The organism is Anaerococcus obesiensis ph10 (genome assembly GCF_000311745.1).
GTDB classification, from domain to species: Bacteria; Bacillota; Clostridia; order Tissierellales; family Peptoniphilaceae; genus Anaerococcus; species Anaerococcus vaginalis.
In genome coordinates, this window is sequence record NZ_HE978531.1 from 157857 (window position 1) to 182612 (window position 24756).

The 24756-nt window shown below is 27.6% G+C and carries 21 protein-coding genes, 1 riboswitch and 1 other annotated feature; of the genes, 17 read left to right on the forward strand and 4 right to left on the reverse strand.

The window, feature by feature from the left end:
• The first annotated feature begins 7 nt into the window (after positions 1-7).
• From HGAG_RS00820 to nhaC, 11 genes are all read left to right on the forward strand, one after another.
• Positions 8-913: an LCP family protein gene (locus HGAG_RS00820; RefSeq protein ID WP_019117504.1), complete on the forward strand. Its 906-nt coding sequence runs from the start codon at positions 8-10 to the stop codon at positions 911-913.
• 10 nt (positions 914-923) lie between these two features.
• On the forward strand, positions 924-1442 hold the full coding sequence (locus HGAG_RS00825) for an adenine phosphoribosyltransferase (protein ID WP_019117505.1): 519 nt from the start codon (positions 924-926) through the stop codon (positions 1440-1442).
• 367 nt (positions 1443-1809) lie between these two features.
• On the forward strand, positions 1810-2298 hold the full coding sequence (locus HGAG_RS00830) for a prolyl-tRNA synthetase associated domain-containing protein (RefSeq protein WP_019117506.1): 489 nt from the start codon (positions 1810-1812) through the stop codon (positions 2296-2298).
• A 126-nt stretch (positions 2299-2424) separates the two neighbouring features.
• Complete coding sequence (locus tag HGAG_RS00835) at positions 2425-3465, forward strand: hypothetical protein (RefSeq protein WP_019117507.1); 1041 nt, start codon at positions 2425-2427, stop codon at positions 3463-3465.
• Between the two features lie 9 nt (positions 3466-3474).
• On the forward strand, positions 3475-3957 hold the full coding sequence (locus HGAG_RS00840) for a hotdog family protein (protein WP_019117508.1): 483 nt from the start codon (positions 3475-3477) through the stop codon (positions 3955-3957).
• Positions 3958-4121: 164 nt separating this feature from the next.
• Complete coding sequence (locus HGAG_RS00845) at positions 4122-4550, forward strand: MarR family winged helix-turn-helix transcriptional regulator (RefSeq protein WP_019117509.1); 429 nt, start codon at positions 4122-4124, stop codon at positions 4548-4550.
• The gene (locus HGAG_RS00850; RefSeq protein WP_019117510.1) at positions 4534-6294 is read left to right on the forward strand and encodes an ABC transporter ATP-binding protein; all 1761 of its coding nucleotides are present in this window, start codon (positions 4534-4536) and stop codon (positions 6292-6294) included. Before HGAG_RS00845 ends, HGAG_RS00850 begins: the two co-directional genes overlap by 17 nt.
• A complete protein-coding gene (locus HGAG_RS11805; protein ID WP_026074023.1) occupies positions 6287-6727 on the forward strand; it encodes a hypothetical protein in 441 nt (146 codons plus the stop codon). The genes HGAG_RS00850 and HGAG_RS11805 overlap by 8 nt, the downstream gene beginning before the upstream one ends.
• Before the next feature lie 85 nt (positions 6728-6812).
• Positions 6813-8318: an ABC transporter ATP-binding protein gene (locus HGAG_RS10330; RefSeq protein ID WP_341871707.1), complete on the forward strand. Its 1506-nt coding sequence runs from the start codon at positions 6813-6815 to the stop codon at positions 8316-8318.
• 11 nt (positions 8319-8329) lie between these two features.
• Positions 8330-8743 (forward strand): DUF2871 domain-containing protein, encoded by a 414-nt coding sequence (locus tag HGAG_RS00865; RefSeq protein ID WP_019117511.1) that lies wholly within the window; start codon positions 8330-8332, stop codon positions 8741-8743.
• A 402-nt stretch (positions 8744-9145) separates the two neighbouring features.
• Entirely contained in the window at positions 9146-10699 is a 1554-nt protein-coding gene (nhaC, locus tag HGAG_RS00870) for a Na+/H+ antiporter NhaC (RefSeq protein ID WP_019117512.1), read from the forward strand.
• A gap of 66 nt (positions 10700-10765) precedes the next feature.
• Here the strand turns inward: nhaC and HGAG_RS00875 are convergent, their stop codons facing one another.
• The 3 genes from HGAG_RS00875 to HGAG_RS00885 all read right to left on the reverse strand — a co-directional run bounded on the left by HGAG_RS00875 (position 10766) and on the right by HGAG_RS00885 (position 15548).
• Positions 10766-11956 carry a dicarboxylate/amino acid:cation symporter gene (locus HGAG_RS00875; protein ID WP_019117513.1) on the reverse strand — a complete coding sequence of 397 codons (1191 nt, stop codon included), beginning with the start codon at positions 11954-11956 and terminating at the stop codon, positions 10766-10768.
• Between the two features lie 92 nt (positions 11957-12048).
• Complete coding sequence (locus HGAG_RS00880) at positions 12049-13809, reverse strand: ABC transporter ATP-binding protein (protein WP_019117514.1); 1761 nt, start codon at positions 13807-13809, stop codon at positions 12049-12051.
• Positions 13806-15548, reverse strand: coding sequence for an ATP-binding cassette domain-containing protein (locus HGAG_RS00885; RefSeq protein ID WP_019117515.1), 1743 nt, complete (start codon positions 15546-15548; stop codon positions 13806-13808). Before HGAG_RS00885 ends, HGAG_RS00880 begins: the two co-directional genes overlap by 4 nt.
• Between HGAG_RS00885 and HGAG_RS11565 the strand changes: the two genes are divergently transcribed.
• A complete protein-coding gene (locus HGAG_RS11565; protein WP_167537175.1) occupies positions 15481-15678 on the forward strand; it encodes a hypothetical protein in 198 nt (65 codons plus the stop codon). The two genes, HGAG_RS00885 and HGAG_RS11565, sit on opposite strands and share 68 nt — an antisense overlap.
• 49 nt (positions 15679-15727) lie before the next feature.
• Here the strand turns inward: HGAG_RS11565 and HGAG_RS00890 are convergent, their stop codons facing one another.
• Complete coding sequence (locus HGAG_RS00890) at positions 15728-17275, reverse strand: NAD(P)/FAD-dependent oxidoreductase (RefSeq protein ID WP_019117516.1); 1548 nt, start codon at positions 17273-17275, stop codon at positions 15728-15730.
• Positions 17276-17357: 82 nt separating this feature from the next.
• Between HGAG_RS00890 and HGAG_RS00895 the strand changes: the two genes are divergently transcribed.
• The 5 genes from HGAG_RS00895 to HGAG_RS00915 all read left to right on the forward strand — a co-directional run bounded on the left by HGAG_RS00895 (position 17358) and on the right by HGAG_RS00915 (position 24730).
• Positions 17358-17819, forward strand: a complete 462-nt coding sequence (locus HGAG_RS00895; protein WP_019117517.1) for a GNAT family N-acetyltransferase — start codon at positions 17358-17360, stop codon at positions 17817-17819.
• A 109-nt stretch (positions 17820-17928) separates the two neighbouring features.
• Positions 17929-18152: a binding site (T-box leader), on the forward strand.
• Between the two features lie 64 nt (positions 18153-18216).
• Positions 18217-19560 (forward strand): branched-chain amino acid transport system II carrier protein, encoded by a 1344-nt coding sequence (gene brnQ, locus HGAG_RS00900; protein ID WP_019117518.1) that lies wholly within the window; start codon positions 18217-18219, stop codon positions 19558-19560.
• A gap of 147 nt (positions 19561-19707) precedes the next feature.
• The gene (locus tag HGAG_RS00905; RefSeq protein WP_019117519.1) at positions 19708-21120 is read left to right on the forward strand and encodes an alanine/glycine:cation symporter family protein; all 1413 of its coding nucleotides are present in this window, start codon (positions 19708-19710) and stop codon (positions 21118-21120) included.
• A 99-nt stretch (positions 21121-21219) separates the two neighbouring features.
• Positions 21220-21389, forward strand: a riboswitch (Lysine riboswitch).
• 85 nt (positions 21390-21474) lie between these two features.
• Positions 21475-23067, forward strand: a complete 1593-nt coding sequence (locus HGAG_RS00910; protein WP_019117520.1) for a Na+/H+ antiporter NhaC family protein — start codon at positions 21475-21477, stop codon at positions 23065-23067.
• Between the two features lie 250 nt (positions 23068-23317).
• Positions 23318-24730 (forward strand): alanine/glycine:cation symporter family protein, encoded by a 1413-nt coding sequence (locus HGAG_RS00915; protein WP_019117521.1) that lies wholly within the window; start codon positions 23318-23320, stop codon positions 24728-24730.
• Positions 24731-24756: the final 26 nt, after the last annotated feature.

Below are 24756 nucleotides of genomic sequence, written 5' to 3' on the forward strand. Positions count from 1 at the left end.
GAGTTATATGAATATAAAAAAAAGAATTATAAAAGCAATACTGATTATCTTAATGGGATTAACAGTTTTATTTGCAATTCAACTTGTAAGAGGATTTATAGGATCACAAATAATAAAAGATGAAAATAATTTTACAGGAAGTGATCTTGGAGAAGGTAACAAGATTGAGCAAAAAAATAAAGATGAATTGTTATTTGTTTTTGCAGGTGTAGATGCAACTGGGGAAAAACTTGGTACAAGAACTGATACACTTATGCTTGTTTTGATGAATAAAGAAAACAAAACCATAGATATAATTTCTATTCCTAGAGATACAAGGGTTGATGTAGATGGGAATATGGATAAAATAAATGCTGCTCATTCTTATGGTGGTATGGACGATACAATAAAAACTATAAGAAATTTCTTGTCAATAGATTTAGATTATTATGCAGAAGTTAGTTTTCAGGCAGTAGAAGATGGAGTAGATGCACTTGGTGGAGTGGATATAAATGTTCCAGACCAAATTGCAACAGCTCAAAATATTGAACCTGGTCTGCATCATTTTAATGGAAAACAAGCTCTTGATTATTGTAGGTTTAGAAAAGGCTATGCAAATGCTGATTTGGGAAGAATTTCTTGCCAACAAGATTTTGTTGTTCAATTTATCAAAAATATGACAAGGCCAAAAAATATAATAAAAATTCCTGGTGTAATTTCAAAAGTAAGCTCAAACATGGATTCAAATATAAGTATGACAACTATTTTATCTTTTGCTTGGGCATTTAAAAATATTGATGATGCTCAAATAAATACACAAACAATTCCAGGATACCCAGATATGATTGATGGAATATCTTATTATATTCCAGACAATGAGGCAACAATAGATTTAAGAAATAAAATATTATATAATTATTTATTAGAAGAATAAAGGAGAAATTATGGACATCAAATCAACAATAAGAGTAATTGAAGACTACCCAAAAGAAGGAATATCATTTAAAGATATAACAACTCTTTTAAAAAACAAAGAGGCTTACAAAGAAACAATTGACCTTATGGCAGAAAAATTAAAAGATTTAGATTTTAATTATATTATTGGAATAGAATCTAGAGGATTTATTTTTGGAGCAGCCCTTGCTGACAGATTAAATGTAGGATTTATTCCAGTTAGAAAACCAGGAAAATTGCCAGGAGAAATAAAATCTTTATCTTATGATTTGGAATACGGACAAAGCACAATAGAAATTCACGAAGACGCTTTGAAAAAAGGGGATAAGGTTGTAATAGTTGATGATTTAATAGCAACAGGTGGATCTGCAAAAGCTTGTACAAAATTAGTAGAATCATTAGGTGGCGAAATAGTTTGCTTAGAGTTTTTAATAGAACTTACAAGCCTTAAAGCAAGAGAGGAATTAAAAGATTATAAAGTGATTTCATTAATTGAATACGATCATTAAAACCAAACCTTCATTAATTTGAAGTTAAGAGAGTAGACAAACCCTCAAGCACGAATATCTGACTCCAAAAATTGTTGATTTCTAAATTTCAAAATTCTAAAATCGCAAACTCGCTAACGCTCAAACAGTGCGATTTTTGACGAATTTTAAAATTTGAAATCAAATCAATTTTTTCTGTATGATATTCTTAGCATGAGGATTTGTATACTTTTTCGACAGTCTTAACCTTCATTAATTTGAAGGTTTTTATTTTGGTATATTTAAATAGATTCATAACTTTTAAGTTTTTAATAAATTTTCATAATGTTTGCCTAAAATTTTAAAGGGTATAGTATGTGTAAGGGAAAATAATTATTAGGAGGAAAAAATGGATCAATATAAGATGGTTGAAAATAAATTAAAGGAATTGGAAATAGATTTCAAAATAGTTGATCATCCACCTGCAACTACAACAGAGCTTGCTGACAAATATATAGAAGGGCATGAGGGTGTTCGTACTAAATCTATGTTTTTAACTGATAGAAAAAAGAAAAATTTTTATTTGGTTATATTGGATGATTATAAAAGATTAGATATGGATCGTTTTAAAGATATAGTTGGAGAGAAAAAAGTAAAAATGGCATCTGAAAATTCTTTGATGGAAAAAATGAAACTTCCAGCAGGAACAGTTTCTCCTTTTGGTTTGTTAAATAATGAAGACCATGATATAAAATTTTTCATGGACAAAGAAATTGCAGATGAAGAAATAATGACTTTTCATCCAAATATAAACGAAAAAACTTTATTTTTAAAAACAAAAGATTTGTTCAAATACTTGGATAATATAGGATATGAAGTAAATATTATAGAATTATAACTTTAGGGCATCTAAATTTAGATGCTTTTTTATTTCTTTATTTTAAAAAATTTTGATTTTTTTGTGGAATTTTTGTAATATAAAATAGGTTTTAACAAAGCTAAGTCTTAAAAAAAGGAAGAAAAAATGAAAAAGAAAGAAAAAAAATTTAAAAAATTAAAATATATTTTGATAATTGTTTTTATAGGTTTTATTATAAGTTTAGGGACAAATAAATTTTTGAAAACTGATTTTGATAATTTGCCAAAACTTGATAGACAAGTTATAGAAGAATACGATAAATTTCAAAAAAGTGATGAAAAATTATGGAAAGATTATAGGCTTGAAGATAAGGATATATTGATAATAAATAAAAATGTTGTCGGGAATTTTTATTTGCTTACTAAGGATAAAAATATAAAGTCGATTTTTGCTAAAAAAATAAAGACCAAAGAAGATAAAATAAATATTTATAGGATTTCTAAATTGTATCCAAAAAGATTTGAGTATTTAATTGGAAATTTTAATACTAAAGATAAAAATTATAAAATTTTGGGAAAGGATAATATTTTTTATGTAAAATATGACAAAGATTCAATAAATAAAAAATTTTCATCTTTACATTTTTTGCCTTTCCTAAGCCATGAGGCTTTGCATTATTATATGCAAAAAGATTGGGATAATATTACTTTTAGGGGATATTCTTACAGTGATAAGGAATTGGATTTGTTGGATAGGGAGTATAAAATTTTAGGAAAAATTAAAAATGCTCTTGATGAAAATGCTGATGTAAATACTTTAAAAAATTTGGGTAAAGAATATTTAAAGGTAATGGATGAAAGATTTGAAAAAACTAATCCTGAAAAAATCCAAGCTGAAATTTTTGAAGAAACAATGGAGGGAGCTGCAAATTATGTATCGATAAAAGCAGCAAAAATTGTTGGATATGATTATGGGATTTTGTATTTTGATAATACAAAAAATGTAAAATTTGATGAAATAGTTCCAACAATAAAAAAAGGACAAATTAATCAAAGTATAATCGGAGAAAAAATAGTTTATGAATCTGGATCACTTTTGTGCCAATATTTGGATAAGATTGAAGTTAAAAATTGGCAAGAAAAATTAAATAATAAGGGCAAAAAAGATACAAGCTTATATAGCATTATAAAAGAAAATTTAAATTAAGGAGTTTTTATGAAAGATGCAAAAAAAATTTCTATACAAGAAACTTATGGCGAAAGATTTCAACATTGTTGGGGTTGTGGACCAAAAAATGATAAGGGATTGCATTTAAAATCTTTCCCAAGTGATGATAAAAAAACTGTAAGAGCAAAAATTATTCCAAATGAAATGTATACGGGTGGAGTGCCTAAAAATCTTTTTGGTGGAATGATTGCAATGATTTTTGATTGTCATGGCACAGCTTCAGCTGCTTATTTTGCTCATATCAACAAGGGATTGGAATTTGATGAAAATACATTAATAGGAAGATTTATAACAGCAAGACTTGAAGTTGATTTTAAAAAACCAACTCCAATGAATGAAGAGATTGAAGTAATAGCAAAACTTGAAGAAATTAGCGAAAGAAAAGCAATTATTAATATGGAATTATTAGCAAAGGGAGAAATTAGAGCAAAGGCAAAAATGGTTGCAGTTAAAGTAAAAGATAATATGTAAAATTAATCCAGCTATAAATTTTTAAATTAAAAATATATAGCTGGAATTTTTTTATAAATAATGTTAGCTAGTTGACAATTAAAATTCTCAAAGTATAATTTTTTCGTCAAGGAGGAAATTTTGCAAAAAGGAATTTTAAAAAAATAAAAGATTTGGATATTTGTATGATTAGAAAAATGTCGGAACTAAAAAACTGCGCAGGACATGATCATTCTAATGTAGCAAATCCAACTCAAGTAAAAATTTTTTCGTATTTGATAGAAAATAAAGATAGGGATGTTTTTCAAAGAGATTTGGAAGAAGTTCTCAATCTAAGACGAGCTACAATATCAAATATTTTGAAAAAAATGGAAGCAAATGAATATATTGTAAGAGAAACTGATAAAAAGGATTTGAGATCAAAAAAAATTATTCTTACAGATTTAGCTATCAAAAGATATCAAAAGGGTTTAAATCACTTGAGAGATATTGAAAAGATAGCGACGAAAAATATAGATAAGAAAGATTTAGAAATATTTAGTAATGTTATTGATAAGATGATTATTAATATTGAAAATTATAATGGAGATATGAATAATGATAAAATTATTTAAAAATTTGAAAAAAATAGATGTGATTTATGGTTTGATAGCCATAATTTTTATTGTCTTTCAAGTTTATTTAGATTTGAAAATGCCTGATTATATGTCAAAAATCACGGTGTTGGTTCAATCTGAAGTAAGTGAGCTTGATGAAGTTTTAAAATATGGTGGCTACATGATGGCTTGTGCCTTTGGTTCAATGATTAGTGCAGTTATTACTGGTTATTTGATTTCTACAGTTTCTGCCAGATTTTCTAAAAATGTTGGAAGAAAATTATTTGATAAGGTGACAAGTTTTTCGAGTGAAGAAATACACGAATTTTCTACACCAAGCCTTATTACAAGAAATACAAATGATATAACTCAGGTACAAATGTTTTTGGCTATGGGCTTACAAATGTTAATAAAATCGCCAATAACTGCAATTTGGGCTATAAATAAAATTCTTGATAAAAGTTGGCAATGGTCAGCTGCTACAAGTGTAGCTGTAGTATTTTTGTTGGTTGTTGTAGGAATAATAATGGCTATTGTAGTTCCAAAATTTAAATTAGTTCAAAATTTAATTGATAAATTAAATAGGGTTACAAGAGAAAATTTAATTGGAATTAGAGTTATTAGAGCCTTTAATGCTGAAAAATATCAAGAAGAAAAATTTGAAGAAGTAAATACAGATTTGACAAATTTACAAACTTTTAACCAAAAAATGTTTGCTTTAATGATGCCAATTATGTTTTTTGTAATGAATTTTTTGGCTTTGGCAATTTATTTTATTGGCTCAAGATTAATTGATGGGGCAATGATTGCAGAAAAAATTGAATTGTTTGGAAATATGGTTGTATTTTCATCTTATGCTATGCAAGTTATTATGTCATTTTTAATGTTAGCCTTTATTTTTATGATGCTACCAAGAGCAAATGTTTCAGCAGATCGTATTAATGAAGTTTTAAATACAAAAATTAAAATAGAAGATGGAAAAGGAGTAGTAAAAGATAATGGTATAAAAGGAAAAGTAGAATTTCAAAATGTATATTTCTCATATCCTGATGCAGAAGAAGCAGTTTTAGAAAATATTTCTTTTACAGCAAACAGGGGAGAAACTGTTGCCTTTATCGGCTCAACTGGTTCAGGAAAATCTACTTTGATAAATCTTATTCCAAGATTTTACGATGTAAGTGGCGGAAAAATTTTAATAGATGGGATTGATGTTAGAGATTATCCATTAAAAGATTTATATAATAAATTAGGCTACGCTTCACAAAAAGCATTTTTGTTTAATGAAAGCATAGAAAATAATATAGATTTTGGAGAAGGACTAAAAGAAATTAGTGATAAAGATATAGAAAAAGCTTTGGACATTGCTCAAGCTAGCGAATTTGTAAATAAAATGGACGATGGCAAAAAATCTATGATAGCCCAAAGTGGTACAAATATTTCAGGAGGACAAAAACAAAGATTATCTATTGCTAGAGCCATAGCAAAAGATCCTGAAATATTTATCTTTGATGATTCATTTTCAGCACTTGACTACAAAACAGATGCGATTTTGAGAAATGAATTAAAAAAATCTACAGAAAATTCTACCAAATTAATAGTTGCTCAAAGGATTGGAACTATTATGAATGCAGACGAAATAATAGTTTTAGATCAAGGAAAAATAGTTGGAAAAGGACGCCACAAAGAATTATTAAAAAACTGTGATGTTTATAGAGAAATTGCTCTATCCCAACTAAGTGAGGAGGAATTATACAATGGCTAGACATGGAAATGCAAGAGGGAAAATTGAAAAACCAAAAGATTTAAAGTCATCAATAAAAAGATTAACAAAAGAATTAAAAGATTTTAAATTATTAATAGGACTTAGCATTGTACTTGCTATCGTTGGTTCAATTTTAACAATAATTACTCCAAATAAATTATCCGATATGGTTGATGAAATTTCTCTTGGAATTAGACCAAGAGTAGAAAATATTGAACCAATAGCTAAAAATATTCAAAAAGGAATGAAAAATAGAAAACTTGATCCAATAACAATAGATGGAGTTGAAATTAGCGTAGAAGATCAAATGGAATTTGCAAAAATAATGCAAAAAAACCAAGGAAAAAATATGGATATGAAAAATTTATCCAAAGAAGATCAGCTAAAAGAGCTAAAAAAATTGGAATCATTCCCAAAATCAATAAAAAAGTAATTGAACCAAAAATGGATTTGGAAAAAATAAAAATATCGCAATTGTAATTGCACTTTTATATTTTATAAGTTCATTTTTTACATTTATCCAGTCCATTTCAATGACAGAAGTTGCAAATAGATTTGCAAAAAAACTAAGAAATTCAATTTCTGAAAAAATTAATAGACTGCCATTGACATTTTTTGATAAAAATTCTGTTGGAGATATTTTATCAAGAGTTACAAATGATATTGATACAATTGCCCAATCAATGAACCAATCGTTGGCAAGTCTTTTCTCATCAATCGTTCAATTTTTAGGAACAATTATAATGATGTTTTACACAAATTGGCAAATGGCAGTAACTGCTATTGTTTCAAGCACATTTGGTTTTATATTTATGTTTTTGATAATTGGTAAAAGTCAAAAATATTTTTCAATGCGACAAAAATCACTTGGAAAATTGAATGGACACATTGAAGAAGTTTATTCGGGTTTAAATATTGTAAAATCATACAATGCCAAAAATTATGTTCTAGATAAATTTGATAAGGCTAATTATGATGTTTATAAAGCAAGTCAGATGAGTCAATTTTTGTCAGGATTAATGATGCCTTTAATGATTTTTATTGGAAATTTGGGCTATGTTGCAATTTGTATTGTAGGAGCTGTTTTGACAATTAAAGGGAAAATTACTTTTGGAGTAATTGTTGCTTTTATGTCTTATGTCAGATTATTTACATCTCCACTTTCACAAATCGGACAAGCTATGACATCAATTCAATCAACAGCAGCAAGTAGTGAGAGAGTTTTTGAATTTCTTGATGAAAAAGAAATGGAAGATGAAAAAGAAAAAAAAGAATATTTAGATCCACAAAAAGCCTTCGGAAATATTGAATTTAAAAAGGTAGAATTTACTTATGATGGAAATAAAAAACCAACTATTACAAATTTTTCAGCTGATATTAAAAAAGGACAAAAAGTTGCAATAGTTGGGCCAACAGGAGCTGGTAAAACAACTATGGTAAATCTTTTAATGAAATTTTACCAAATAAATAAGGGAGATATTATTATTGATGGAAAATCCATAAATGATTTAAAAAGAGAAAATATCCATGATTTATTTACCATGGTTTTGCAAGATACTTGGTTATTTAAAGGAACAATTAGAGAAAATATTTTATTTAATAGAAAAGATATTTCAGAAAAAAGATTAAATCATGTAATAAAATCTGTAAGCTTAGATCATTTTATAAAAACTTTACCAAAAGGACTAGATTCAAAAATTGATGATGACGATTCAGTTTCACAAGGACAAAGGCAACTTCTTACAATTGCAAGAGCTATGATTGATGATAAACCATTTTTAATTTTAGATGAAGCAACATCAAACGTAGATACAAGAAGTGAAGAATTAGTTCAAGAAGCTATGGATAAATTAGCACAAGGAAGAACGTCATTTATAATTGCCCACAGATTATCAACAATCAAAAATGCAGATTTGATTTTGGTAATGGATGAAGGAAATATAATTGAACAAGGAAATCATGAACAATTAATGGAAAAAAATGGATTCTACGCTGATCTTTACAATTCACAATTTAGTTTATAAAAGGAGAAAAAATGAAAAAAATAATCAACACAGCAATGTTTTATATGATTTATGGCTTAACAGCAGGAGCTTTTTATAGAGAATACACTAAACTTAAGGGATTTGAAGGACTAACAAGTCTTTCAAAAGTCCATCCTTACGTTTTAGTTTTAGGTATGTTAGTATTTTTGGTAATAGGAGCTTACGTATATAGCAATGATGATTTAATAAAAACAAAAAGTTTTTCTAGATTTTATAAAGTTTATAACCTTGCTCTAGTAGGAACAAGTCTTACAATGTTTGTAAGAGGTCTAACACAAGTAAACGCTAGCCAATTGACAAAAGCAATGGATATGTCAATTTCAGGAATAGCAGGAGTATTTCATATATTGATGGCAGTAGCATTTTACTTTTTCTTTAAGTCTTTAAAATCTATTGTAAAATAAAAATTACAAATGAAAATTAAAAGGGACTGTAGGTAAATTATGATTATTAATAATTTTTCTATAGCCTTTTTTTTATGTAAATATTCAAAAAATAAAATAAATTGAAAGCTTTTAAGAATTTTTAAAATTTTTAAAGCCTACTGAAATTTTTAAGAGAAAAAAATTAATTCTTATTTATATTAAAAATTTAACTTAGCTGTTAAAATAAAAATATTTTTAAGCCATTTATTTTAATGGGGTATGATTTAATTATTTTGCTTTATCTAGATAACAAAATAAAATAATTAAAATCAAAATTGACAATAAGCTCTTGATATTGTAAAATAAATATACGATAAAATTTAACATATAATTTTATCAAGGCATTATAATAAAATATAATTTACTATGAAAGGAATTAATATGGAAAAAGAAAAATCAATTAGGCTACCTAGTTTTTTTGAAGCGATTTTGCCGATTATAACTATGGTGTCTTTGATGATTTATGTATTTGCTTTTGCAAAAGAAAAAGTTGATGGAAAATTTGAATCTATTTATGATGGGGCACACATGCCTTTAATTTGTGGAATAATTGTTGCTTGTTTGGTTGGAATGATTTGCGGTCATTCTTTTAAAGAGATGATTAATGGAATGATTAATAGGATTAGCACAACTCTTGATGCAATTTTAATTTTGCTTACTGTTGGGCTTTTGGTTTCTTCTTTTATGATAAGTGGAACAATTCCAGCTCTTATTTATTATGGGCTTGATTTATTAAATCCAAAATTATTTTTGCCAATTGGTTGTATCATAACGGCGATTGTAAGTCTTGCTTGTGGATCTTCTTGGACTGCAACAGCAACAATTGGAATTGCATTTATGACAATAGGAAAGGGAATGGGAATTAATCCAGCGATTAGTGCTGGTATGGTAATTTCTGGTGCTTATATTGGAGATAAATTTTCTCCTTTATCAGATACTACAAATCTTGCAGCTGGTGTTTCAAAAACTGGTTTGTTTGATCACGTTACTGCAATGATTTCTACAACTGGTCCAGTTTTTATAATTTCTTTAATTTTATATACGATTTTGGGACTTAGGGCAAATGTTGTTAATTATGATCCAACAATTGCAGAAGGCATAAAAACTTCTCTTGCAAATAATTTTAATTTAAATCCTTTGGTCTTACTTCCGATTGCAATTATAATTTTAGTTTGTGTATTAAGAATTGAAGGCTTGGCTGGTGTAATGATTTCTGTTGTAGTTGGAATTATTTTTTCTTTAATTTTTCAACAGCCAAGATCTCTTGCTGAAATTTTTTCAATTTTACACTATGGTCCAGATATTGAAACAGGAAATGCTTTTGTTGATCAAGCTTTGGCAAAGGGAGGAATGGATAATCAAATGTGGACTATAAATTTAATTTTATTAGCTGTATCTTTTGGAGGAGCTTTAGAAAAATCTGGAGTTGTTGAAAAATTATTTGCTCACTTAAAAGAAAAAATTAATTCAGTTGGTGGACTTGTTTTTACAACAATGGCAACTTCAATTTTTTGCGATGCAACTATGTGTGATCAATTTTTAGGCATTGGAGTTCCAGCTCCACTTTATGAAGATAAATATGATGATATGGGTCTTTCAAGAAATTTTTTATCGAGAACTTTAGAAGATGCAGGCACTTTGTGGGCAGTTATGTTTCCGTGGACAGCCTGTGGAGCTTATCAAATGAAAACTTTGGGAGTAAATCCTCTTTATTATTTCCCATTTGCATTTGTAAATTTAATAAATCCAATATATGCTCTAGTAACAGCGTATTTTAAAAGAAATATATTTTGGGCAGATGGTTCATACACAAATATTTTTGGAAAAACAAAAATGAAAAAGAAAGCACACGCACCAAAAGAAGTAGAAATTTATGCAACAAATCAATTAGATAAATTAAGAAAAGAAGGAAAAGCTCCAAAAATTTCACTTTAAATCCTCCATTTAAATAAGCTTTTCTTTCAAAAAAATAATGCTATACAAAAAGTATAGCATTATTTTTTATTCTTCAATTTCTTTATGATCTTTTGGAACTCTATCAAAAATTCCTGTAACCATAAGAGCTATTGCTCCATCGCCTGTTACGTTACAAGCTGTTCCGAATGAATCTTGGAGGGCAAATATTGAAAGCATAAGAGCTGTTCCTGTATCATTAAATCCTAAAACAGAAATAATTAATCCTAAACTTGCAACTACTGTTCCTCCAGGAACTCCTGGAGCTGCTATTGCAAAAATTCCAAGTAATGCAATAAATACAATCATATTTGCATTTGATGGAACTTGTCCTGTTAAAATTTGTGAAACTGTCATAACAAAAAATACTTCTGTTAAAACTGAACCGCAAAGATGTGTGTTAGCACAAAGTGGAATTACAAAATCTCTTATTTTTGGATCTAATGTTTTTGATTTTCTAGCACATTTTAAGGCAACTGAAAGGGTTGCTGCTGATGACATTGTTCCTAAGGCTGTAAGGTAAGCTGGTAAATAATGACCAAAAACTTCTTTTGGATTTGTTTTTGAGAAAAGTCCTCCCAAAGAATATAAAAGTGTCATCCAAATAAAATGTCCAACTATTACTATTAAAATTATTTTCAAAAATACAGGCAATTCTTGTAACACTACTCCTTCATAAGCTAAAACTGCAAAAGTTGAAGCAATATAAAAAGGTAGCATATTAATTACGACAACGTCTACGATTTTTAAAACAATATTATTAAGTTCTAATAATAAATTTTCCCATGTTTTTGATTTGGTAAGGATAACTGCTATACCAAAAATAATTGATGTTACAAGAGCTGTCATAACTGGCATTATTGGATCTATTGATAATTTAAAAATAGATTCTGGAATTTCTTTTGCTCCTGCCACATTGGATGCAATATTTAAATGAGGAATAATAGCTTTTCCAGCCAAAAAACTAAAAGTTCCTGCACCAATTGATGAAAGGTAGCAAATCAATAAAGTTACAGTTAGAATTTTTCCTGCATTTTCTTTTAATGAAACAATAGCAGGTGTAACAAAACCTAGGATAATCAAAGGAACAATATATCCTATCAAATCTCCAAGAATTGTTTTTATCGAACTAACTACCAAAATTGCAGATTCATTTGAAATTTGTCCAATAATAATTCCTACAATAATTCCCATCACTAGCTTAAAAACTAATGAATTGAAAAAGCTTTTCTTTTTCATTTTTCATACCTCTTTCATTTATTTTAATAATATTCTACATTAATTCGACAAAATTACAATACTATAATAGTCTTTTATTGTAATAAATTATATTAATCATAAAGTTTTGCTTGGCTTAAATACATTTTTTTATAAAGTCCATCATCTTTCATTAATGTTTCATGATTTCCATTTTCTGTAATTTTTTTATTATCACAAACAATAATCCTATCAGCATACTTTGTTGATGAAAGCCTGTGAGAAATAAAAAGCGAAGTTTGTCCTTTTGAAATATCTAGCATTTTCTCAAAAATTTCTTGTTCACTTCTTGGATCAAGAGCACTTGTTGGCTCATCCATTATAAAAAATTTCCCTTCATGAACAATTGATCTTGATAGAGCAAGTTTTTGTCCAATTCCACCAGAAGGTTCGACAGAATTTTTTGAAAAAAGGAAAGTTAAGAATGTATCTTCTTTATTTACAAGACCATCTATCCAAGATTTCAAATTTAAAAGATAAAAAGATTCATCCATTTTTTCTCTTTGATAATTTGTAATCTCATCTAATAAATTTGCTGAAATATTTTCAGAAATTCTAAAAGGAAATAATCTAAAATCTTGAAAAGTTGGGGAGAGGATTTTGTAATATGTTTTTGTATCAATATCATTTATATTAATCCCATTCAAATAAATATTTCCTTTTGTGGGCTTATAAAATTTGCACAAAAGTTTTACAATTGTAGATTTTCCAGCACCATTTTTCCCCACAAGAGCTACGGTTTCTCCATTTTTAATTTCAAAAGAGCAATTTTCCAAAATCTTTTCCTTTGATTTTGGATATTTAAAGCTTACATTATCAAATTTAATAGTGATTTTTTCTGTGTTTATTTTTTTGATTTTTCCTTCATCAAAATTTTCTTCTTTTTGATTTAAAAAATCAAATAAGCTTTGAAGTTGCTCATTAAAGGCAATTACTTGGGCATAATTTTTTTGTATTTCCTTACTTGCATTTATTAAACTTATTAATGAGTTAAAATATAAAGTAAAATCAGCAAGGCTTATGGCTTTTTCTATAAGCTTAACTACAAGAAAAAACAAAGATCCAAGTATAGAAAAATTAGAAAATACATTCATAAGCCCAACATAAATCCCATTTTTTGTATAATATGCGCTGGAATTTTTGACCAATTTTTGGTGAAAAATTTCAGATTTTTTTAAAATAAAATTTTCTCCATTATAAATTTTTATATCTTTAAAATATCTATGGTCTTGAGAAAAATTTATAAAAAATCTGTAAGCCCTTAGTTTTGGTATATCATTTTTTTGATAGTCTAATTCATTTTTCTTTATTAATTTTACAATTTTTTTATTTAAAAGTATTAAAATAAGTACCACAAGTACAACCAAAACTGATAATTTCATTAGAATTATTAAAGAAAAGATTCCGGTTATAGCAAGGTTCAAAGATAGTGTAAAGGTGTCAACTACCTTATAAATTTCGAAAATTGCAAAATGAGATTTTTCCATTTCATCTTGAATTTTTTTGCTATCAGATTTTTCTATTGGAAGCTTAATTGCCTTTTCACTTAACTTAAAAGTATAAATATCAATAAATGACTCAAAAGTTTCAGTAATTAAATTAGCATTTAACCTATTAACTAATCCTCTTATTAAATCAAAAATTAAAACTAGAAAAGCAATTATAAAAATTATTTTTAATCTTTTTTGTCCATATATTTCATCAATTATTAATTTTGGTGCAATAATGGAAAATATAGGAAGTATTCCCATAATAAGGGAAAATATTACAAATTTTTTGATAAAATTTTTGTGTATTTCATTTATTTTTTTTAATAATTTTAAAATATTTTTCATACTTTCTCCTTATAATTTTTTGCTTGAAGATTGTATAAATCTTTGTAATCAGAATCGTTTTTCATAAGTTCTTCATGACTTCCTGTAGATTTTATTTCTCCATCTTTTAGATAAACTATCCTGTTGCAAAATTTTGTTGATGCTAGACGGTGAGATATGAAAATTGAAGATTTGTTCTTGGTTAAATCATTATATAAGGTATATAATTCTCTTTCTGCAAGAGCATCAAGTTGGGCGGTGGGTTCGTCTAAAATTAAAAGTTCTGAAGAACTTTTTTCAATACTTCTTGCCAAATATAATTTTTGCTTTTGTCCACCAGAAAGATCAACTCCATCATCATCTAAAATTCTAAGCAAAGTTTGATTATCTTTTTTGTCATAAGATTCTATAATTTTATTCAAATGAGTAAGCTCATAAGTTTTTTCTAGATTTTTATTAGAATCATTTAACAAAATATTTTCTTTAATAGAAAATGGAAGAATTTGAGAATCTTGGAAGACAGCTGAAACCAAGCTATTATAATCATAATCTAGTTTTTTGAAATTTTTACCATTAATAAAAATTTCCCCATCATAAGATTTATAAAAACCTGCAAGAATAAGAGCAAGAGTAGATTTACCTGCTCCATTTTCTCCGACTAAGGCTATTGATTCATTATTGTTTATGGTTAAATTTATATTTTTTAGGACATATTTATCAGAGTTTGGATATTTAAATGATAAATTTACTAGGTCAATTTTTAAAATTTTTGGTAAATTTTTATTTTCAAAAGATTTTTGATAAGGATTTATAATTTTAAAAAACGGTTTAAATCTTGTAAGATTATCAAAAAAATCATTAAAAATCCACATAAACAAATTGTTAAAATTTACAAAGGCTAAAATTGCTGTAAAATAAACATAAAAATCGCCAAGGTCAAGCTTTTCACTCATCAAATTTGTAATAAGCCAATACATAATAAGAGCATCTCTAATAAAATTTATAAGTCTTACAAGGCTATAAATTTTAAAGGTTTTTTTATCTGTTCTAACTAGATAGGCTATCCTATCTTGGTTGGTTTTTTTGTAAAAACTTTTAAAGACATTTATAAAATCAAAAATAAGTATATCTTGTTTTGATAAGGGAGATCTTAGCTCATTGTTTAATTTTGTAAATTTATTGTAGTTTTCATTTTGGTCATTCCAAAATTTAGAAAATTCTCTAGGAATTTTATTTGCAATATAAGTTGAAATTATTGTCAAAATAATTATCAAAAATAAAATGATTCCGCCAATTTTTAAAAAAATCCACAAAAATCCTGCAATAGAAGTTAGGGATGCTAAAAATTCTGGCAAAGTCATCATTACAGCACCTGCTCCTAGATAGGGACTGTCGACAGCCTTATTTGCACTATTTATTTTTTCAGATTCAGATTTTTTCATTTTTTCTTCATAGGGAAGGTAGAGGGCATATTTTGTTACCATATTCATATATTTATATCTGATATTATTCATTTTCATACGGTAATTACCCATGATAAAAGATTCAAAAAAACTTATAATCGTTGATAGGACTAATAATAAAATAAAAAAGCCTAACATAAAATCAAGTCCATTTTGATAATTTTTCAATATGTAGGCAGGCGAAATAATCCATATAAATGGTTTTAAGCCGATAAATATGGAGTAAAGTATGATTAATAAATACATGCTTGGCTCATACTTAGCCATTGATTTAAAAATATATTTTAATTCTTTCATAAAAAGCCTAAACGGCATCCTCCTTGTTGTAGTAAGTCAAGGAGCTTTTCCTCACTTACAAGTTACAAATTACCTCTTTATTTTTAATATTATTGTTCATTTTTCTTCTCCTTTCTTTAAACTAATTTAATATTAACAATTTAATTTAATGAAGTCAAAAAAAGATGGTAAAAACCATCTTAATTTTCTAATATTTCAATTGCACATTTTAAACCATCAAGAGCTGATGAAATTATTCCTCCAGCATAACCTGCTCCTTCACCGATTGGTCTTAGATTTTTAAATTTTAAAGTTGAATAATTTTTATTTCTTTCAATTCTAATAGGACAAGAAGTTCTTGTTTCAACTCCTGTTAATATTGCATCTTCATCGGAGAAAGCTTTCATTTTTTTTGAAAAATCAATTAAGGCAAGTTTTATAGCCTCATTTATTTTTTCAGGATAAATTTTATTTAAATCAGCAAATTTATAAGATGGTTTGTATGTTGGCTTAATTTTTCCCAAATCTTTTGAAACTACTCCATTAATGTAATCACAAACTTTTTGCACAGGAGCAGTAAAATTTCCTCCACCAAGCATATAAGCTTTTTCTTCTATTTCTCTTTGAAATTTAATACCACTAAGATTATTATTTCCCAAAATTTCTGGTCCAATAGCACAAACAACAGCAGAATTTGAATTATAATTTCCCCTGTCATGATAGCTCATTCCATTTACACAAAGACGATTTTCTTCACTTGATGCAGGAACGACATAGCCGCCTGGGCACATACAAAAAGTATATACAGAAATATTTTTCTTTTTATCAAAATATTTAAGGGCGTAGGAAGCCTGTGGAAGTCTATCATCAATAATTTTATATTGGCTAAAATTAATATCTTTTTGCAAGTGTTCAATCCTAAATCCAACTGCAAAATTCTTTTGACTAATGTCAATATATTTATCCAGCATAATAAAAGTATCGCGAGAAGAATTGCCCAAGGCAAGAACATATTCGTCAGCTTGGTATTCATTTTTATTTGTAATAAGAGATTTTATTTTACCATTTTCAATATTTAAATCCGTAAAAATTTCATTAAAATGAAAATCTCCGCCCATTTCAATTATTTTTTTCCTAATATTTATAATGACTTTTCTTAAAAGATCTGTTCCAACATGGGGCATTTGGGTATATAAAATATCTTCAGGTGCGCCGTTTTCAACTAAAATTCTAAAAATTTCCCTAGATCTTTTATCTTTTGACCTAGAAGTTAGTTTTCCATCAGAAAAAGTACCAGCACCACCTTCGCCAAATTGAATATTTGATTCGGGATTTAATTTTAAATTTTTAATAAAATTGTCGATAGTTTTTACCCTATCTTCAATTTTTTCTCCTCTTTCAATTATAGTAACTTTAACACCATTTTTACAAAGAGCATAGGCACAAAAAAGTCCACTGGGACCAGATCCAACAATAATAGCAGAATTTATTTTATTTTTATTTCCTAAAACTAAATCCTCTTCAACAAATTCCCCAATATCATTTTTTAATTTTTTCCTAGTTTTTTTATCAATTTCACAATCAATCAAAACTTGATAAACATAAAAAATACCACGCCTTGCATCGATTGATTTTTTATAAATTTTAAAAGAATCAATTTTTCTATTAATTTTTTCTTCAATAGCCTTTTTTAAATTTTTATCATTATCCAAATCGTATGGAATTTTAATATTTCTAATTATATACATAAGACATCCTTTCTTATTAATTTTAACAGATTTTCCATGTTAAATAAATTTAAAATAATATATAATTGATTAGGAGGAACTTATGAAAGTTAGTTTAGTTGAAAATAAATTAGAAAAAGAAAATATTTCATCCTACATATTAAATGATTTAAATTCATGGTTTGAAGATGATGATGCTGTAAAAAATTATATAGAAAAATCTAAAGAATATATTTTTTTCAAAGCAAGTGAAAATGGAAAAAATTTTGGTTTTATCGTTTATAAAGAAACTTCGGATTATACTATTGAAATATTTGTAATGGGAGTTTTGAAAAAATATCACAGAAATCATATAGGAAGATATTTATTTGAAAAATCCATTGAAATTTTAAAAAAGTATAATTATGAATTTGTCCAAGTAAAAACTTTAAAAGAAGGAATAGACGATGGATATGATAAAACAAATAAATTTTATCAAGCTTTGGGATTTAGAAAATTTGAAGTAATTGAAGAAATTTGGTCACGAGATAATCCTTGCCAAATTTATGTGAAAAGTATTGTTTGAGGGAGCAATTAAATAATTTTTATCCTAAAAAATGATAATTTATAAAAAAATATTTGACAATATTAAAAACAGATCTTATAATAACTACAACAATAATTTATTTATAAAAATTTATGAAAAAAAGAGTAGGCTTATTAAAAAGCACAGAGAGTTGGAGTTTGGTGAGATCCATCCTTTGAAATAAGTTCGAAAATCATTTTTCTTTTGCATATCTGAATTATAGTAAGATATGTCGCCATGGTTGGCGTTATCAAAACCCGGCATTGTTTGATGCTTGAAGAGCTTATTTTTATATAAGAATAAAGGTGGTAACGCGGAATTTTCGTCCTTTGTCTAATTTTTAGACAAGGGACTTTTTTAATGAATAAATATTGTAATAAATTTTTTGGAGGATATAATGAAAAAATTATCAACAAGTCAATTTTTACAAGTTAGTGTAATGCTATTCGGTTTATTTTTTGGAGCTGGAAATTTAATTTTCCCTCCACTTTTAGGAAATCAAGCAGGATCTTTTACATTTATTTCTTTGTTAGCATTTTGCGTTACTGCTGTAATATTTCCTGTAATGGGAGCTATAGTAGTAGGAAAAACTGAAGGATTAACAAATTTATCCAACAGAGTTTCTCCTTTATTTTCTGTAGTTTTTACTACGGCAATATATTTATCAATAGGACCTGGACTTGGAATACCAAGAGCGGGATCTGTTCCATTTGAAATGGCAATAGCTCCGTATATACCTCAAGGATTTAATATAAATCTTGCAAGATTTTTATATACTTTAGTATTTTTTAGTGTTGCCTTATTTGTATGCTTAAAACCAAATAAACTTGTCAAGAGAGTTGGAAAATATTTAACACCTGCACTTTTAATAATGATAGTTTTTATGTTTTTAAAAGTGATAACAATGGATAAAAATATAGCAGCTCCTGTTGGAGAATATAAAAATGCTCCATTAGTAAAGGGATTTTTGGAAGGATATAACACTATGGATGCTGTCGCTGCATTAAATTTTGGTTTTGTAATAGCTCAATCCATAAAAAGATTTGGAGTAAAAGATAAAAATGAAGTTACAAATTATACAATAAAAGCAGGACTTGTAGCAGGAAGTGTTTTATTTTTAGTATATGCAATGCTTGCAAGTGTAGGAATGATAGGCTCATCAAAACTTGTTGGAGCAGAAAATGGCGCTGTAATATTAACATATGCAGTAAAAAATGTTTTTGGAAATTTTGGAATAATTTTACTTGCAGCAATATTTACCCTTGCATGTCTTACAACTTGTATAGGACTTATAACAAGTGGTGGAGAATATTTTGAATCATTATTTAACCAAAAATTATCATATAGAAAATGGGTTTTAGTTTGGACTTTATTTTCATTTTTGATGGCAAATTTTGGATTAAATAAATTATTAGAATTTTCAGTTCCACTATTAACAATAATATATCCAGTAGCCTTAGTCTTAATACTAATGGGAATAAGCCATGATTTTATAAATTATTCAAAAGAATCTTACCTATTTACAGCAAGTTTATCAGTTTTAATACCATTAGTAGAAGTATTAAATAATTCATTTGGAATAAAATTGTGGTTTGTCACAAATTTAGTTGAATCTTTACCATTATATAAAGAAGGACTTTCATGGCTATTGCCAAGCCTATTTGTTTTAGTTATAACAACAGTAGTTTTTAAATTCTTGTACACATTTAAAGAGAATGAAAAAATTAAAGAAAGATATTAGAAAATAATCGGGGAGACTCGATTATTTTTATATTTTTATAAATGGATAAAGAAAATTTACTTGAAAATTAATTTGTGATATAATTTTACTATCTTATTATGACTTTAATACATTTTCGTATTATTGTACTAAACTAAAGGAGGGAATATGTTAACAAAAATTAGTAATTTTATAGGACCTATAAATGAAATTCTTTATTATCCGATATTAATAATTTTGTTGCTTTTGATAGGTCTTTATTTTACATTTAGGACTAAATTTTTACAAGTTAGGTTATTGAAAGAATCAATTAATGTTGTAATGGAAAAACCAGAAGAGGAAGGTGCTGTTTCTTCATTTCAAGCTTTGATGGTTTCTACTGCATCTAGAGTTGGTTCTGGAAATATTGTAGGAATTTCTACAGCAATTTGCCTAGGAGGTTATGGTGCAGTTTTTTGGATGTGGATTGTTGCGATAATTGGTGGAGCAAGTGCTTTTATTGAATCTACTCTTGCACAAATTTATAAAAAAAGAGATGAAAATAATAAATCTTACGGTGGACCTGCTTATTATATTGAACAAGGTTTAAAATCTAGAACACTTGGAATTATTTTTGCTAGTAGTTTGATTTTGACTTATGCAATTGGTTTTAATATGCTTGCATCTTTTAATCTTCAAACTTCTTTTATTGCTTATGATTTTTATGATCCAAACAAAACTCCATTTATTATTGGATTAATTCTTGCAATCATTACTGGAATTTGTATTTTTGGTGGCGGGGATAGAATAATTAAATTTACATCAACTTTAGTTCCTTTTATGGGAATTATTTATATTTTGGTGGCTATTATTATGATAGTTGTAAATATTTCTTATATTCCAACTGTTTTTTCAAATATTTTTAAGGATGCTTTTAATTTTAGAGCGATTTTTGCAGGCCTTGCATCTTCTTCAATGATGTATGGAATAAAAAGAGGGCTTTATTCAAACGAAGCTGGTATTGGTTCAGCACCAAACGCTGCTGCAAGTGCAAATATTTCTCATCCAGCAAAACAAGGTCTTGTTCAAATGCTTTCAGTTTTTATTGATACACTTTTGATTTGCTCAGCTACAGCTTTTATGTGTCTTTCTTCTGGAATTGAACCAAGCGAGGCTTTAAGTGGAGCTCCTTATGTTCAAGAAAGTCTTTCAACTTTGTTGGGTAGCTTTGGAAATTATTTTATTTCTTTTTCCTTAGCTTTATTTACTTTTACAACTTTGATTGGAAATTTATTTTATGTAGATAGTAACCTTGCTTATATAAATAAAAAAACACCATCAAAAATTTTTATGATAATATTTAGATTGTTTGCAGTAATTGTAATTTTATTGGGAGCTATGAGCAAAGTTAAACTTGCTTGGGATATTTCTGATTTGTTGATGGGAATAATGGCTTTAATAAATTTACCTTCAATTCTAATTTTATCTAAAAAAGCTATTGATTGTTTAAAAGATTATGAAATTCAAAAAGCAAGTGGAAAAAATCCAATATTTAAAGCAAAAGATATTGGTATGAAAGAAAAACTTGATTATTGGAATTAATTACAAAAAAATAAATAAATTTTAACCGTTAGCTTGTTAAAGATTGTTGCAATTTGACAAAACAACTCATTAATGGTAGTATTCATAGTGCAATTGAACAAGCGTGATAGAGGTGCGGAAAACATTAGTAAAATATTTTTTTGGGAATCGAAAATATTTGAAAGGGTAATCCACCGAGGGATTTTGAGTCTGCCCAAGACTTAAAGTTGCCGGGACGATTGGAGAATATCTGTCGTACTGCCATATTTTTATGGAGAGCTGTCGTGGTTTATAATTATTTTATATAGTTTAATATTTAAGTCATGGCATGCGTCATGACTTTTTTTGCAATTTAAATTCGAGAGGAGTTTTAAAATGAACAAAAAAAGAAAATTACCATTACTTTTGGTAATTTCTTTAGCACCGATAATTGTTTCGATATTTATTGTAGAAAGTGGTATTGAAACTTATGCTAGTATTTGGGCGTTATTACCCCCAGTTGTGGCAATTTTAATGGCACTTATGACAAAAGAAGTATATTCTTCTTTATTTTTGGGGATTGTAATAGGAGCAATATTAGCATCAAAAAGATCTTTGGCAAAATTTTTAGATAATATTGTTGTAAAAGGTCTAACTAATTCTATTTCACAAACTTCAGGAATTTTTATTTTCTTGATAGTTTTGGGAATTTTGGTAGTATTAATAAATCATTCTGGAGGATCAAAAGCATTTGGGCAATGGGCTGACAAAAAGATAAAATCAAGAAAAGGATCACAACTTGCAACATATTTTTTATGCATTATGCTTTTTATTGATGATTATTTTAATTGTTTGACATCAGGTTCTGTAATGAGACCAATTACTGATTCTCACAGAATTTCTAGAGCAAAACTTGCTTATCTTATAGATGCAACAGCAGCTCCAATTTGTATGATTGCACCAATTTCATCATGGGCTGCTGCAGTTTCTGGATATGCACAAGGAACAGGTCTTTCGGGAATAGAATTATTTATAAAGGCGATTCCTTATAATTTTTATTCTATTTTAACTTTGTTTTTTGTAATATCTCTTATTCTTTTTGGAAGAGATTATGGTCCTATGAAAGATTTTGAAGATAGGGCAATTAATGATGGAGACTTGGGAAATATAGTAGAATCAGAAGTTAGTGCAGAAGATGGTAATCCTGAAGGAAAAGTTATTGATTTAGTTTTTCCAATTTTAAGTCTTATTATAATTTCTGTTTTGTCTTTAGTTCATATTGGTGGATTTTTTGATAAATCTAGTGAATTTTATATGGATTTTGTAAATGCTTTTGCAAATACTGATTCGACAGTTGCTCTTCCAATGGGAGCAATTATAGCTTTAATTATTACGATAATTTATTTTCTGATAAGAAAAGTTATAAGTTTTGAAAAATCTATGGATGCAATCCCAGAAGGTTTTCAATCAATGGTTCCTGCAATTTTGATTTTAACAATGGCTACAAGCTTAAAAAATATTTCAAATGATTTGTTAGGCTCAACAAAATTTGTCGGAAATCTTATGACAAATGCAGCAAGTGGACTTAGCACATTTTTGCCAGCTGTTATATTTGTTGTAGCAATTTTATTAGCGTTTGCAACTGGAACAAGTTGGGGAACTTTTGGAATTTTGATTCCTATAGTAGCATCAATGTTTGATCCAACTGATCCAATATTTTTTATAGGAATTTCAGCTTGTCTTTCAGGAGCAGTTTGTGGAGATCATATTTCTCCAATTTCTGATACAACAATTATGTCATCAGCAGGAGCAGGATGCGTTCACGTCGATCATGTAAGAACTCAACTGCCTTATGGAATAACTGTTGCATCAATAGCTACAATTTCTTTTATAATAGCAGGCTTTACACAATCAGCTTTAATTTCAATAGCTTTTGGAGCAATTGTAATTTTTATTTTTATGTTGTATTTAAATAAAAGTAAAAAATGATTTTGTGATTTTTGTAAAGGTATAAATACAATCGTCCTTAGTTAGAATTTTATCTTAAAAATTTAAAAATTAAGATTTACTTCTAATTAGGGGCGATTTTTTATTTTGTAAGAGATTTTTTTACTGTAATTTATTTTTTGAAAAAATTAATTAAAAAATAAATTATTTTACATTAAAGATTAAGTCAAGTATAATTAGAAACTAACATAAAAAATATGGATAAAAATGATATTTAAGAAAGAGAGGATTTATGTTTTTATTAGATAACATAATTGGTATTGCAGATTTTTTGTGGAGCAATATTATTGGTTATGTTTTATTAGGAGTAGGTCTTTATTATACAATAAGATTAGGTTTTCCTCAGATAAGATATGCTAAAGATATAAAAGATGTTTTGAAGAAAAATTTAAAAAGTGATGATAATGTTTCAGGCTTTGGAGCTTTGGCTGCTGCTGTTGGTGGACAAGTGGGAACAGGTTCTTTGGTAGGAGTTGCTTCTGCTCTTGTAGCTGGTGGTCCTGGTGCGATTTTTTGGATGTGGGTTACTTCAATTTTAGGTATGGTAATCACTTTTGCCGAAACAGTTTTAGGTCAAGTTTATAGGGTTAAATTATCTGATGGAACTTATAGGGGTGGTCCAGCATATTATATTAGAAATGGTTTGGGCAAAAGAGTTTTATCAATTATAACAGCATTTTTATATATAATTGGTGTAGGATTATGTATAGCCTTTATGCAAACAAATTCAATAGCAAATGGATTTAAGGATGTTATTGATTTTAATCCAATTATAGTAGGGGTCATTGTAACAATTCTTGCAGGAATAATTACTATTGGTGGAGTAAAAAGACTTACAAAAGTTACAGGATTTTTGGTGCCAATTATGGCAGCTTTTTATGTAATAATTGTTTTTATAATTATAATTACAAATATTAGTAAACTTCCTTCTGTTATTGCATTAATTTTTAAATCAGCTTTTAGTCCACAAGCAGCTGTTGGAGGAATTGTTGGTCATAGTGTAATGCAAGCTTTTAGAAATGGAGTTGCAAGAGGATTATTTTCAAACGATGCAGGTAATGGAATTGCAGGAATTATGCATTCATCAGCTGACGTTGACCATCCAGCAGAACAAGGATTTTTGGGAATGTTTGGAACCTTTGTAACAACTTGTATAATTTGTTCGCTTACAGCTTTCGCGATTTTATTAACTGGTGTTTTGGGAAATGGATCTGACGGAATAAATCTTGTTCAAGATGCTTTTTCTGCACAAATCGGGCTAGTTGGAAGATGGGTTGTTGCTTTTGCTATGGCATTTTTTGGATTTACAACATTAATTGCAGATTTATTTTATGGAGAAGCTAATGTAATTCATATATTCAAAGAAAATTTTAAAATTCCACTTTGGATTTATAGAATTTTTGCAGCTGTTATGTTTATAGTTTCTACAAAAATGTCCCTTGATAGAGTTTGGGGGTTGATTGATGTTTTTGTAGGAATTTTGGTATTTATAAATGTAATAACATTAATATTTTTGTTTAAATCCGTAAAAACTGTTTTAGATGATTATGAAAAACAAAAACAAGAAGGAAAAAAGCCTGTTTGGGATAAGGAAAATAATAGTCTTTATTCTGATGAGGGAGAATATAAAAATTTTAAAATATAAAATTCTAAAAATCTTAGCTTGTGCTA

Excerpts from the sequence above, each read along its gene's own strand:
- HGAG_RS00915 (WP_019117521.1), top strand. The coding sequence starts at position 23,318 with ATGTTTTTATTAGATAACATAATTGGTATTGCAGATTTTTTGTGGAGC.
- nhaC (WP_019117512.1), top strand. The coding sequence starts at position 9,146 with ATGGAAAAAGAAAAATCAATTAGGCTACCTAGTTTTTTTGAAGCGATT.
- HGAG_RS00845 (WP_019117509.1), top strand. The coding sequence starts at position 4,122 with ATGATTAGAAAAATGTCGGAACTAAAAAACTGCGCAGGACATGATCAT.
- HGAG_RS00865 (WP_019117511.1), top strand. The coding sequence starts at position 8,330 with ATGAAAAAAATAATCAACACAGCAATGTTTTATATGATTTATGGCTTA.
- HGAG_RS00880 (WP_019117514.1), bottom strand. The coding sequence starts at position 13,809 with ATGAAAAATATTTTAAAATTATTAAAAAAAATAAATGAAATACACAAA.
- HGAG_RS00840 (WP_019117508.1), top strand. The coding sequence starts at position 3,475 with ATGAAAGATGCAAAAAAAATTTCTATACAAGAAACTTATGGCGAAAGA.
- HGAG_RS00850 (WP_019117510.1), top strand. The coding sequence starts at position 4,534 with ATGATAAAATTATTTAAAAATTTGAAAAAAATAGATGTGATTTATGGT.
- HGAG_RS00895 (WP_019117517.1), top strand. The coding sequence starts at position 17,358 with ATGAAAGTTAGTTTAGTTGAAAATAAATTAGAAAAAGAAAATATTTCA.
- HGAG_RS00820 (WP_019117504.1), top strand. The coding sequence starts at position 8 with ATGAATATAAAAAAAAGAATTATAAAAGCAATACTGATTATCTTAATG.
- HGAG_RS00905 (WP_019117519.1), top strand. The coding sequence starts at position 19,708 with ATGTTAACAAAAATTAGTAATTTTATAGGACCTATAAATGAAATTCTT.
- HGAG_RS00825 (WP_019117505.1), top strand. The coding sequence starts at position 924 with ATGGACATCAAATCAACAATAAGAGTAATTGAAGACTACCCAAAAGAA.
- HGAG_RS11565 (WP_167537175.1), top strand. The coding sequence starts at position 15,481 with ATGATTAATAAATACATGCTTGGCTCATACTTAGCCATTGATTTAAAA.
- HGAG_RS00835 (WP_019117507.1), top strand. The coding sequence starts at position 2,425 with ATGAAAAAGAAAGAAAAAAAATTTAAAAAATTAAAATATATTTTGATA.
- HGAG_RS00885 (WP_019117515.1), bottom strand. The coding sequence starts at position 15,548 with ATGAAAGAATTAAAATATATTTTTAAATCAATGGCTAAGTATGAGCCA.
- HGAG_RS11805 (WP_026074023.1), top strand. The coding sequence starts at position 6,287 with ATGGCTAGACATGGAAATGCAAGAGGGAAAATTGAAAAACCAAAAGAT.
- HGAG_RS00890 (WP_019117516.1), bottom strand. The coding sequence starts at position 17,275 with ATGTATATAATTAGAAATATTAAAATTCCATACGATTTGGATAATGAT.
- HGAG_RS00875 (WP_019117513.1), bottom strand. The coding sequence starts at position 11,956 with ATGAAAAAGAAAAGCTTTTTCAATTCATTAGTTTTTAAGCTAGTGATG.
- brnQ (WP_019117518.1), top strand. The coding sequence starts at position 18,217 with ATGAAAAAATTATCAACAAGTCAATTTTTACAAGTTAGTGTAATGCTA.
- HGAG_RS00910 (WP_019117520.1), top strand. The coding sequence starts at position 21,475 with ATGAACAAAAAAAGAAAATTACCATTACTTTTGGTAATTTCTTTAGCA.
- HGAG_RS00830 (WP_019117506.1), top strand. The coding sequence starts at position 1,810 with ATGGATCAATATAAGATGGTTGAAAATAAATTAAAGGAATTGGAAATA.